This window comes from Flavobacterium hydrophilum, assembly GCF_003202405.1.
In the GTDB taxonomy this organism is placed as follows: Bacteria; Bacteroidota; Bacteroidia; order Flavobacteriales; family Flavobacteriaceae; genus Flavobacterium; species Flavobacterium hydrophilum.
On record NZ_QJHL01000005.1, the window covers coordinates 240,027 to 252,729 of the forward strand.

Annotated in this window: 12 protein-coding genes; 11 read left to right on the forward strand and 1 reads right to left on the reverse strand. The window is 33.3% G+C overall.

The genetic code is table 11. The features are described from left to right. Nucleotides 1-9: 9 nt before the first annotated feature. From DMB68_RS19340 to DMB68_RS19375, 8 genes are all read left to right on the forward strand, one after another. Complete coding sequence (locus tag DMB68_RS19340) at nt 10-1,092, forward strand: acyl-CoA reductase (protein WP_110348283.1); 1,083 nt, start codon at nt 10-12, stop codon at nt 1,090-1,092. A 79-nt stretch (nt 1,093-1,171) separates the two neighbouring features. After that, the gene (gene serC / locus DMB68_RS19345; RefSeq protein ID WP_110348284.1) at nt 1,172-2,242 is read left to right on the forward strand and encodes a 3-phosphoserine/phosphohydroxythreonine transaminase; all 1,071 of its coding nucleotides are present in this window, start codon (nt 1,172-1,174) and stop codon (nt 2,240-2,242) included. A 193-nt stretch (nt 2,243-2,435) separates the two neighbouring features. After that, a complete protein-coding gene (locus DMB68_RS19350) occupies nt 2,436-3,386 on the forward strand; it encodes a D-2-hydroxyacid dehydrogenase (protein WP_110348285.1) in 951 nt (316 codons plus the stop codon). A gap of 101 nt (nt 3,387-3,487) precedes the next feature. Beyond that, complete coding sequence (locus DMB68_RS19355) at nt 3,488-4,051, forward strand: DUF937 domain-containing protein (protein WP_110348286.1); 564 nt, start codon at nt 3,488-3,490, stop codon at nt 4,049-4,051. Nucleotides 4,052-4,212: 161 nt separating this feature from the next. Further along, complete coding sequence (locus DMB68_RS19360) at nt 4,213-4,650, forward strand: DUF6146 family protein (protein ID WP_110348287.1); 438 nt, start codon at nt 4,213-4,215, stop codon at nt 4,648-4,650. 34 nt (nt 4,651-4,684) lie between these two features. After that, nucleotides 4,685-4,987: a DUF6787 family protein gene (locus DMB68_RS19365; RefSeq protein WP_110348288.1), complete on the forward strand. Its 303-nt coding sequence runs from the start codon at nt 4,685-4,687 to the stop codon at nt 4,985-4,987. Nucleotides 4,988-5,341: 354 nt separating this feature from the next. Continuing rightward, nucleotides 5,342-8,119, forward strand: a complete 2,778-nt coding sequence (locus DMB68_RS19370) for a T9SS type A sorting domain-containing protein (protein WP_110348289.1) — start codon at nt 5,342-5,344, stop codon at nt 8,117-8,119. Nucleotides 8,120-8,228: 109 nt separating this feature from the next. Beyond that, nucleotides 8,229-8,963, forward strand: coding sequence for a trypsin-like serine protease (locus DMB68_RS19375; RefSeq protein ID WP_124019454.1), 735 nt, complete (start codon nt 8,229-8,231; stop codon nt 8,961-8,963). A gap of 18 nt (nt 8,964-8,981) precedes the next feature. On the opposite strand, the gene DMB68_RS19380 is transcribed toward DMB68_RS19375, so the two are convergent. Further along, the gene (locus DMB68_RS19380) at nt 8,982-9,278 is read right to left on the reverse strand and encodes a hypothetical protein (RefSeq protein ID WP_110348291.1); all 297 of its coding nucleotides are present in this window, start codon (nt 9,276-9,278) and stop codon (nt 8,982-8,984) included. 187 nt (nt 9,279-9,465) lie between these two features. On the opposite strand from DMB68_RS19380, the gene DMB68_RS19385 reads away from it, so the two are divergent. Genes DMB68_RS19385 through DMB68_RS19395 form a run of 3 tightly spaced genes read left to right on the forward strand, consistent with a single transcriptional unit; the run spans nt 9,466 to nt 12,587 of the window. Then, entirely contained in the window at nt 9,466-10,128 is a 663-nt protein-coding gene (locus tag DMB68_RS19385) for an ABC transporter ATP-binding protein (protein ID WP_110348292.1), read from the forward strand. 1 nt (nt 10,129) lies between these two features. Continuing rightward, nucleotides 10,130-11,830: an LIC_10190 family membrane protein gene (locus DMB68_RS19390; protein ID WP_110348293.1), complete on the forward strand. Its 1,701-nt coding sequence runs from the start codon at nt 10,130-10,132 to the stop codon at nt 11,828-11,830. Then, entirely contained in the window at nt 11,823-12,587 is a 765-nt protein-coding gene (locus DMB68_RS19395) for a TIGR02757 family protein (RefSeq protein ID WP_110348294.1), read from the forward strand. The genes DMB68_RS19390 and DMB68_RS19395 overlap by 8 nt, the downstream gene beginning before the upstream one ends. Nucleotides 12,588-12,703: the final 116 nt, after the last annotated feature.

Genomic DNA, 12,703 nt, shown 5'->3' on the forward strand with positions numbered 1-12,703 from the left:
AAATTACTTATGTTACAAAACGAAAAAAAACAATCTTTTATAGCACTTGGTCGGTTTTTGAGTCAGTTTTCTGAAGAAAAAAGCGCTCAAAATGAATCTGTTTTAGGCAATGATTTGTTTTTTGAAGATTTTATAAAACTTATTCAGCTTTCGCAATCACACAATGGATGGTACACTCCTGAACAGGTATATTTTGCCATAAAATCATGGGCAGATGCTTTAACGGAAGAAAATATGGACAAATGGCTTTCCGGTTATTCTGCTGAATTTTCTCAAAATAAAAAAGAAAAAACAGTAGCTTTAATTTTAGCCGGGAATATTCCGTTGGTAGGATTTCATGATTTTTTATGCGTATTAATTACGGGAAATAAAGCTTTAGTAAAAACGTCTTCAAATGATCAGCATTTATTACCGTTTTTAGCAAAATATTTAATTTTTATTGATGAGGACTTAAAGGACAAAATCACTTTCGTGGAAGGAAAATTAGAGAATTTTGATGCTGTAATTGCAACCGGAAGCAACAACACATCCCGTTATTTTGAATATTATTTTAAAGATAAGCCTTCCATTATTCGTAAAAACAGAAATTCGGTTGCAGTATTAAATGGCCAGGAAACAAAAGAAGATCTGGAAGTTTTAGGCGAAGATATTTTTCGTTATTTCGGTTTGGGATGTCGTAACGTATCCAAAATTTTTGTTCCTAAAGATTATAAATTTGAAGCTTTTTTTGAAGCCATTTTTAAATATCAGGATGTTATTCATTATGAAAAATATGCTAATAATTATGACTACAATAAAGCTGTTTTTTTAATGAGTAATTTCAAATTACTGGACAATGGTTTTTTAACAATTAAAGAAGATTCCAGTTATGCTTCTCCAATTTCGAGCGTTTTTTATGAATTTTATGAAAGCCTGGAAGATTTACAAAATCGTCTTGATGCTGAAGCCGAGCAAATTCAATGCATTGTAAGCAATAATCTGATTAAAAGCAGTATTTCTTTCGGTAAAACACAGACTCCTCAATTATGGGATTACGCAGACAATGTTGATACTATATCGTTTTTGTTAATAACATCGGATAAAAATTTATAATTATTGCGAATAATTTAACGGTTTTTCGGCTTGTATTCCCGAAATTTGCGTTTTTAAAATTTGGACTTTTAACTATACCATGAAAAAACACAACTACAGCGCAGGACCAAGTATTTTACCTCAGGAAGTTTTTGAAAAAGCATCAAAAGCAGTTTTAGATTTTAATAATTCAGGATTATCAATTCTTGAAATTTCGCACCGAAGCAAAGATTTCGTTGCAGTTATGGATGAAGCCCGTGCATTGGCTTTAGACTTATTAGGCCTTACAGGCAAAGGATATCAGGCTTTATTTTTACAAGGTGGAGCAAGTACAGCATTTATAATGGCTCCTTATAACCTGATGAAAGAAAACGGAAAAGCAGCTTATTTAGATTCTGGAACATGGGCGACAGCAGCCATCAAAGAAGCTAAACTTTTTGGAGAGACTGTTATCGTAGGTTCTTCAAAAGATGACAATTATACATATGTCCCAAAAGGTTATGAAATACCAGCTGACGCAGATTATTTTCACTGCACAAGCAACAACACCATTTTCGGAACACAAATGAAAGAATTCCCGACAACAAACATTCCTGTTGTATGTGATATGAGTTCTGATATTTTTTCACGTGTATTAGACTTCTCTAAATTTGATATAATTTATGCGGGAGCTCAAAAAAACATGGGACCTGCAGGAGCTACTTTAGTCGTAGTAAAGGAGGAAATCTTAGGTAAAAATGGAAGAACAATTCCTAGTATGTTAGATTACAGCAAACATATTAAAGCAGAAAGTATGTACAACACTCCTTCTGTTTTCCCTGTATATGTTTCTTTGTTAACATTACAATGGATCAAAGAAAAAGGCGGTATAGCTGCTGTTGAAAAATTAAACAATGCAAAAGCAGCATTACTTTATAATGAAATCGACAGAAACCCATTATTCAAAGGAGCCGCAGTTGTAGAAGATCGTTCTAACATGAACGTTACTTTCCTTCTTACAAACGCTGATCATACAGAAACGTTTGATAAATTATGGAAAGAAGCCGGAATTTCAGGATTGCCTGGACACCGTTCTGTTGGCGGATACAGAGCTTCAATTTACAACGCTATGCCTATCGAAAGCGTACAGGTGTTAGTTGATGTAATGAAAGCTTTGGAAAGCAACGTTTAATTTTCAAACAAACGTTAATTCAAGGACAAGAGCCCTAGCCCCGATAGAAATGAAAATCCTTTTGTTTTTTTTCTTTAAAAAATAACAGATTGTAATGTATAGCGGGAATAGCTTCTAATTAAAAAAAGAAAAAATTATATATCAGGGTTAATTGTAATCTTAAACTGTTAACCAAATAAACACATAAACTAAAATGAAAGTATTAGCGAATGACGGAATTTCAAAAAGTGGAATTCTAGCTTTAGAAAAAGGTGGATTTGAAGTTATCACTACAAAAGTAGCTCAGGAACAAGTTGCTAACTATATTAACGAAAATAACGTAAGCGTAATTTTAGTTCGTAGTGCAACTAAAGTACGTAAAGATATTATAGATGCATGTCCTGGTATCAAAATCATCGGACGTGGTGGTGTTGGTATGGATAATATTGATGTTGATTATGCTAAAAGCAAAGGAATCCATGTAATTAACACACCTGCTTCTTCATCAGAATCAGTGGCAGAATTGGTATTTGGACACTTACTTTCTGGTGTTCGTTTTTTACATGATTCTAACAGAAATATGCCTTTGGAAGGTGATTCAAACTTTGACGGTTTGAAAAAAGCTTACGCAAACGGTACTGAATTAAGAGGAAAAACATTAGGAATTGTTGGAATTGGCCGTATTGGTCAGGCTACTGCAAAAATGGCCCTTGGTTTAGGTATGAAAGTTATTGCTGCTGATGGATTTATTCCGTCTGTAGATGTAAAAGTGGAGTTTTTTGATGGTCAGTCAATCACGACTACTATTGTTCCTCAATCATTGGAATCATTATTAAAAGAATCTGATTTCATTACATTACACGTTCCTGCTCAGGATGGTTACATCATTAGTGAGAAAGAGTTTGAAATCATGAAAGATGGTGTTGGAATCGTAAACTGTGCCCGTGGAGGTGTTATTGATGAAGTTGCTTTAATCAAAGCTTTAGATGCCGGAAAAGTAGCATTTGCAGGATTAGACGTTTTCGAAAGCGAACCAAAACCTGAAATGGCAATTTTGATGCATTCTAAAATTTCTTTGACTCCTCACATTGGAGCTGCAACAGGAGAAGCTCAGGATAGAATTGGTACTGAATTAGCTTCACAAATCATTACTTTATTAAGTTAATTCATTATAACTAAATAATTTTGAGGGGATTTATTAACATTGCTTAATAAATCCCCTTTCTTTTTTTATTAAATTTGAGTCTAATCTAAACACTAAAAACCATGCTAGATCAATTAACCCAATTAGTACAGCAATTCGGTGGTGATGCTGTTGTAAAAAATGATGCCATTCCAAATGAGCATAATGAAGGCGTAATCAACGAGACAAGCAATTCTATATTTTCAGGACTGCAAAAAATCGCTTCAGAAGGTGGCGGAGAACAATTAGCAGCCTTGTTTCAGGGAAAATCAATTGACAGTTCGAATCCGGTGGTACAACAGCTGAGCCAGCAGTTGTCGGGGAATCTTGGCGAAAAATTCGGGTTAAGCAGTGACACTTCTTCTAATGTTGCCGGAAGTATGATTCCGCAAATTTTAAATTCTTTAGTAAACAAAGCTAAAGATCCAAACGACGGAAGTTTCCAAATTACCGATATTATAAATGCAGTTACAGGAAATAGTGATCAGGCTTCGGGCATTATGGATACCATTTCGAAATACGGAACACAATTTGGTCTGGATCAAAATGCGGATGGTAAACTTGATATTGAAGATGTTTTGGTCGTTACAAAAAGCAGTGGCGGTATAGCAGGATTTATTGGTAAATTTTTTAAAAGCAAAAAATAACCTTCAGATATTATAAAATTAGACTACTTTATAAAATATTTAAAAGCTGTTTGTTTAAATTCAAACAGCTTTTTCTTTTTAAATCCTGATTTTCATGACAAAGTGTTAAATAACAAAAGTCATCACTCCTTTTTTTGTAAATTTAAGTTCAAATTTAAACAATGAAAAATTTCATTTACATATTAATGGTTTTATTTACGATTATTGCCTGTTCTACATCTTCTAAGAACACAGTTGCATCGACAGATCCTAAATCTAAAGTAGCTGTAAACGATACTGTACGGATTGCAAATGATTCTTTAGAATATGAAGTGATTATTATAGACAATGGATTTAGTTTTTGGCTTTCTTCTCAGGCATTGCCAAGAAATTATTATTCTTTGGGGTATCTGGAAAATAAAAATATGATATACGTAACCGAATGGAACAATCGTGTTTTACAGCCTCAACGCTACAATCCGAACTTATATGAGATGACTATAGATTATCAGTCACATATTAATTATGGTTATGAAGTAAATTATCTCATCTACAATTATATGATTTACTTTCAAAATACTTACAAACAAAAATTAGGAGGCTATGTTCCTTCCAGATAATGTTTAGTATATTTGTAATCATTCCAAACAAAAAATGAATCGATTAAAGCAGCGCTGGGGTGTAACCTCTAATTTTCAGTTTGTCATCATATTTATTGTTTTTGCCATCACAGGATCGGCATCTGCATGGTTGTCCAGACCATTTTGTGAATGGCTTAATATTACCAAAGAAGATTTTGGCGGCTGGTTCACTCTTATTCGATTAATAATTATCTTTCCTATTTATCAGGTTCTTTTGGTTGCCATTGGAACTATTTTTGGACAATTCCGTTTTTTTTGGAACTTCGAGAAGAAGATGCTTAAGAGTATGGGATTTGGTTTTCTTTTTAAAGATTAATCCTTTTTCTTTATTTATCATTCACGATAGTTTCCGTCTCTTGATTTAAATATTTAAAAACAGATTTCTTTGATGATTTTGTTTATAAATTATTTTTTTTTCTAGAATATTCCCTTTTATTCAGGCAGAACGGTTACAAAATTTTAAAAAGAGCACTCAAATTTTCCCCTTACACTAAACCTTAGTGTTATCAATACTTTTTTAATAGTAAAAAGTATTTTTATTCAAAAAAAGAGCAAAAAATATCTTTTTTCAGCTACCAGAACAGGATAGAACAGGACAGTATTTTTATTAGTATTTTAAAACTTTACTACTAAGATTCAATTCTTTACTAATCACTAACCAACCATCACAATGTTAAACAGTACATTAAAACTTTCATTTGTAATAGCAATAGTTTGCTTTACAATATCAACCCAAAGGTGCTTTGCCCAAAATCCGGTAGCCAAAATCGATTTCGACCAATCGGGCAGACAAACAGCAGAAGTAGGGGAACCAGACTACACTCCTTGGGTAATTACAACAAATTCAGACACTAAAACTGTAAACGGAGTTACATTTACACTAACGCGGGTTGGTGATAAGGGAGACGTATTAGGAACCAATTGGTATAAAGCCGGAATTTCGTCACCTTATTATGCCAGATTAGTCTGTGATGGAGTCACTGTGAAAAATGGAACTGCAAATGAAGGAGGCCAAATAGAGGTGAAAATTAGCGGTTTAGAAACCGGCACGCATACCTTATTAGCTTTTTTGAATGCGGTAGATAGCCCCGTCTATACTTTTAGTCCGATTGATATATCGATTGATGGAAATTTAGTAATCGACAATCTAATTCCAAGCGTGAGAGCAGTGAAAACAGCAGATGCAAAATCGGCATATTTAACCTTTGAGGCTACTACAGGAAAAGATGTCGTTATTCTTTTTGCTGCCGAAAGATCAGGCAACGAAACTTACAAAAATGTAATGTTGAACGGATTTGAATTAAATACACCTAATATTTTTAATCAGGCAACAAATCCCTCCCCAAAAAACAATAATGAGCATGTCGAACTAAGTTCCGGAGGCACAACGTTGAGCTGGACACCTGCTATTAATGCAGTATCACATAATATTTATTTTGGAACAGATTTAACATCTATTGAGACTGCTGGTGTTTCATCACCTGAATTTAAAGGTAACCAACCCAAAGTAAACGCTTCTTATCAGGTGAATGGCTTATATACCGGAGAGACATATTACTGGAGAGTAGATGAAATTTTAGCAAATAATGAAATCATAAAAGGAAACATATGGCGCTTCCGCCCAGCCCAGCTTGCTTTCCCGGGTGCGGAAGGCTATGGACGTTTTGCCCGGGGCGGAAGGGGCGGAAAAGTAGTAGCCGTCACCAACCTAAATGACAGCGGACCTGGAAGCTTACGTGAAGCGATTACTAATGATATAGGCCCACGGACTATTGTTTTTAATACATCTGGAATCATTCAACTTGAATCTCGTTTAGTATCAAATCAGCCTTACGTAACAATTGCGGGGCAAACTGCTCCCGGAAAAGGAATTTGCATACGTAAAGCTCCTCTAGGAATTACAGGAAATGATGCCATAGTTCAAAACATAAGAGTGAGATTAGGAGGAGGTCCCACTTTTGACGGCATGGGTTTAACAGGTGCCGATAACAGCATAATAGACCATTGCTCTATCAGCTGGACTATTGACGAAAGTTTTAGTTCCCGCGGAGGAAAAAACATTACATTACAAAAAACACTAATATCTGAAGCACTAAATGCTGCTGGACACCAAAATTATCCTGCAGGAACTGAACATGGTTATGCTGCAACAATAGGTGGAGATATAGGAAGCTTTCATCATAACTTACTTGTACATAATTATGGCCGTAATTGGAGTTTAGGCGGTGGATTGGATGGCAGCGGTGCTTATACAGGAAAAATGGATATTACCAACAACGTAGTTTATAATTGGGGAGGCAGAACAACTGATGGGGGAACAAAAGAAGTTAATTTTGTAAACAACTATTATAAGCCGGGGGCTGGTTCCAAAATATTTGTTGCCTTTAGTGCAGACAACGAAAATGTTGGAACAGGAATGCAACGCTGTTACTTTAACGGAAATGTAATGCCGGGCTATTTTGACGAGAGCAATCAAACTATTGGAAGAAGATCTACGTATAAAAATGGCGCTACTAATACTTACGATAATTTTGTCAATACTCCATTTTTCCCATCATACGTAACCACACAATCTGCAAAAACGGCCTATAAAATTGTGTTATCTGATGTTGGATGTATTCAGCCTGAATTTGATCAGCATGACGAACGAATGATCACAGAAACATTGAACGGGACGTATACTTACAGAGGAAGCGTAACCAATAAACCTGGATTTCCGGATAATGAATCTGATGTCGGTGGATACGAAATATATCCTGAAATTGTAAGAGACGCAAATTGGGATACAGATCAGGACGGATTACCAAACTGGTGGGAAACCATTAAAGGAACCAATTTAAACTCAGGAACAGGAGACTTCTCAGATTCAAATACTGATACGGATTTGGACGGATATACCAACTTAAATGACTATTTACAATGGATGTCCCTGCCTCATTATGATTCTCCTGACGGAAGTAAAATAAGTATTAATATTCAGAAACTTTCAAGAGGTTTTACAACTGGAGTTAACTATTCTGTTTCTAATGTGGTTAATGGAAATGCTTCTCTTAACGCAGATATCGTAGATTTTACACCAACAGCAACGGGTTTATGCTCTTTTGATTTTACGGTTACGGATAATGAAGGAGCAACTATGACACGTAAGGTCAATATCGTCAGCGGCTACAGTTCTAATCTATCTGTAGAAAAACCAATCAAAGAAAATACTTCTTTTAAAGTTTGGCCTGTACCAAATAACGGTTCCTTTTCTATTTTAATGGAAAATGACGGAAGCGATGCTGAACTTAAAATCTTTGATATTTTAGGCAAAGAAGTAGTAAAACGAAACATCTCAGGAAAAACACAGGAAAACATCAATTTAAAATCAAAAGGTGTATTTATCTTAAAAGTGTCAGATCCTAAAACAAAAGAAGTATTACACATAAAAAAGATTATAGTTCATTAAGTTTAGTTTATTTTTATAGTTTTTTGATAAATGGCAGCCTAAACAGTTGCCATTTATTTTATTAAAAATAGGTTTAAAAATCATTAATCGAAAATATTTAAAAACAATTATGAAATCTATCTGCTTCGTTATTTTACTGACAATGACAGCCTGTATTGGTCAGGAAAAAACATCCAATAAAACATTTGAAGAAATTGCATTAGTTAATAAAATTGATTTTTTTGACTCTAAATTAGACCAACCAAAATTTAGTTGTGGATTTTTATTACAATTTAATAATGAAATATATGCGGTTACGGCAAAGCATCTGCTAAAAATAATAAAGCCGGAAAAAATGAAAACCTTAGCGTTTGAAAACAATATCAAATCCTGGTCTTTATATCCATTGGAAAACAAATCTGAAATCGTGATTTGTGATAAATTATTAAATGAAAACAAAGCAGAACTTTTAGAAGCCAAATCTACTTATGAAAATGACTGGCTGATTTTTTCTGTAAAAGAAAACCACACAAAAGTCAAACCCTTACAAATTAGAACAACTCCGCTAATTGCCGGAGAAAAATTGTATGTGGTAGGCTGGACGAGAAAAATGGAAAGTGGAAAACAAAGAGTATACGAATTTGAATATTATAAAACCATCAACAATCGTATTCTTCTTAAAGATGTAATTGTTCCGGAACAATTTGGAGGTCTGAGCGGATCTCCTGTGATTGATGAGAAAGGCATGCTTGTTGGCATTGTATCTAACGGAACAACTGATCCTGAAACCGATAAAAAATATTTTTCTCCTTGTTCCGCCACAAGTATTTTGTTATTTTTAGAAAAATTAAAAATACAGCAATAACATTAAAATGTACTGGAATTAAGAAATCCTATTTTGCTTTGAAAAAAAATAAGTATAAATCCATGTGATCGTAAAGGATGGGATCACATCGGTAAACGGAATGATTTCTTCAACAAAAGTCAAAATACTGGCAACCTTCCCTACTCTTCCTTTGTACATTCTGGTCATGATAAAAGCGGCAATTGGTGCCCAAATCACATCTGAAAACTCTCCTAAAAGCGGAATCGAAAAAGAAATCATCCCAATTCCGTCCAAAAGTAAACCGATCAGTAATTTTTGTATTCTGTTATCTTCTACAACTTTCAAATCCTGCATGATATGATAAATTAAGTTACATTCAAAATTAAAAAATAATATACCCAAACTATTATTCAATTAAGTCAATTAATTTCTAAATTCCCATATCAATAAACATACCGCTTACTTTCAGATTTATAAATTTGTGTTACAAACCATTTTAATATCAACAGAATCTTTGTTTCTTTGTAGAAACAGTTTCTAAATGATACACGCAAAAAACATACATAAATTCTACGATCAGCTTGAAGTGTTAAAAGGAGTTGATTTACATATTCAAAAAGGAGAAATTGTATCAATTGTAGGTGCTTCCGGTGCCGGAAAAACCACTTTACTACACATTTTAGGAACTTTGGACAAACCGGAGAAAGGTTCTGAAACATCACTGACTATAAATGGCCAAAATATTTTAGGACTGAATGATAAAGCATTATCAAGTTTCAGAAATCTGAATTTAGGTTTTATTTTTCAGTTTCATCAGCTTTTACCTGAGTTCACCGCTCTCGAAAATGTATGCATTCCTGCATACATCGCAGGCAAAAAGCCATCAGAAACCGAAACCGAAGCCAAAAAACTGCTGGATTATTTAGGATTATCTCATAGAATTAATCATAAACCAAGCGAACTTTCGGGAGGCGAGCAGCAGCGAGTTGCGGTAGCAAGAGCCTTAATCAATAAACCCGATGTAATTTTTGCAGATGAGCCTTCAGGTAATCTGGATACCCATTCTGCCGAAAATTTGCATCAGTTATTCTTTCAGCTTCGCGATGAATTTGGACAAACTTTCGTGATTGTAACTCATAATGAAGAACTGGCAAATATGGCAGATCGAAAGTTAGTAATGTCTGACGGTCAAATTTTGTCTTAAAATGCTTTTAATTCTTTTAAGCTGGATTTATATTGTTTTTACAACCATAAATTTTGGTTTTATTTTTGATAAAATCATCGGTACAAAAAATAATAATTTTGTAATAGCTGCAATATCAGGTCTTTTTTTTACGACAATTTTAGCCAGTATCTGGGCAATTTTCGGAAGAATAAATTTCGAATTTCATCTTGTTTTATTATTTTTAAACATCCTGTTGGTAGTTAAATACAAGCACTCAATTATAAACATATACAAACAATTTCTACTTGATTTTAAAAAACTTGAAAAAGTTTCAAAAGTAATTCTGATTTTAATTACTATTTTAATTATAGCACAATGCTCTACTGCTCCTTTTGTAATTGACAACGAATCGTATTACATTCAAACCATAAAATGGCTTAACGAATATGGTTTTGTAAAAGGAATTGCTAATTTACATATTTACCTGGGGCAAACGAGTGGCTGGCATATTACACAAAGCATTTTTAATTTTTCATTTTTATATAAAAATTTTAATGATCTCAGCGGTTTTTGTTTGCTTTTAGGAAGCTTGTTCTCTATTCAAAAACTAAATGCTTTCTATCAAAACAAAAATCAGAACTACCTTATCATTGGATTACTCCCTATATTTAATGTTTTTCTTTTTCAATTTATCAGTGCTCCTTCACCTGATATTCCTGTTTACGTATTTTCGTTTGTGCTCTTCTTTCATTTACTGGATAACTTCAAAAAAAACATTTTTGAGTCCTTTAACCTGGTTGTCATTTTAGTTCTTTTTTTAATTTATATTAAGAATACAACGATAGTTTTTGCAGTAATTCCGGTTATCTTATTTGTTCTGAATTTTAGATTATTATCAAAAAAGGTCATGGCGCCTATTTTATTGTCCATCATATTATTGTCTCTTTATGTCATAAAGAACATGATTATTTGTGGAGGGCCAGTTTTTCCATCAAAATTTTTTACTAATATAGAAACCAGCTATGCTATTCCGGAGACTATTGGAAGCGCTTACTATGATAGTATTAAACATTATGGATATTTTGTAAACGAACAGCAATACAACACCATGTCTATTAAAGATTTGTTTTTGAAATGGCTTCAACTCCCAAAATTAAATGGTTTATTTGATAAAGTTATTGTAATTATCATGTTTATTACACCCTTTTTAATTTATAAATTTCAAAATAAAAAAAGCCTATGGGGTCTTTATTTTGTAATGATTTTCCAAATGTTTTTGCTTTTTGTTACTTCTCCTCAGTATCGTTTTTTCATGAACTTTGTCATGTTTTTTTCTCTTTTTTGTTTGACTTGTTTTATACAAAATAAAAGAGCAATCTATTCGCTACTGTTATTATCTTTAATCCCAACGTTTATTGTTTTATTTTTTCCTTTAAATTTAAATCAATTTTCGAATCATAAATTCATGATGAAAATTAGTAACTTTTCGATTGACAACTTTATTTTTCCTTATAAAAATACCAAAAGCGATACTGATTTTAAAACAATCCGTTTAGGAAATCTTATCTATCACTCGCCAATAGAAAACGAGGTTTTTTGGTCAAACGGAGACGGTGATTTGCCTTGCGTCAATAAAGACCAGATTGATTACTATAAAAAATATTACAAAACCATTCCTCAAATGCGTACTAACGATATAAAAGACGGGTTTTATCCAAAAAAAGTACAAAAAGATGAATAAAGCGGAATTAAAAGAATTTCTTGACGAAAAAGTCAATCAATATAATAATCTCGATTTTATCGAAAGCGATCCTGTACAGATTCCGCATCTTTTTACTCAAAAAGAAGACGTTGAAATTGCAGGATTTCTAAGTGCAACTATTGCCTGGGGAAACCGTAAAATGATTATTAAAAATGCGCATCAAATGATGAATTTGATGGGCAATACCCCTTACGATTTTGTAATGTCCCATTCTGATTCGGATCTGGAAAGATTAGAAAATTTTGTCCATCGTACTTTTAACGGAAAAGATTTTGCCGGGTTTATAAAAGGATTGCAGCATATTTATAAAAACCACGAAGGTTTAGAAGCTGTTTTTGCTAAAAATCAGGAAAAAGAAAGTCTGCAAAAAAGCATTTCAGAATTCAAAAAAACATTTTTTGAAATCGATCATCTCTCCAGAACCCAAAAACATATTTCAGATCCTTTAAATAATTCTGCAGCAAAGCGCATTAATATGTATTTGCGATGGATGGCTCGTCAGGATACAAAAGGAGTCGATTTAGGCATTTGGAAAACCATTCCGCCCAGCGCTCTATCATGCCCTCTTGATGTACATTCCGGAAATGTTGCCCGCAAATTAGGATTGCTTTCGCGTAAGCAAAATGACGGAAAAGCACTCGCCGAATTGGACTTAAAACTACGTGAATTAGATCCAAATGATCCTGTAAAATACGACTTTGCCTTATTTGGTTTAGGTGTTTTTGAAGGATTTTAAAACATTCTTTTCCGTACAATTCAATTTTTTAAATTTTCAGACTTTAATAATTCTACAACTAATTCTTTCAATTTAATTTCCAATTCCGAAAGAGAGGTTTTCATTTATTTTATACT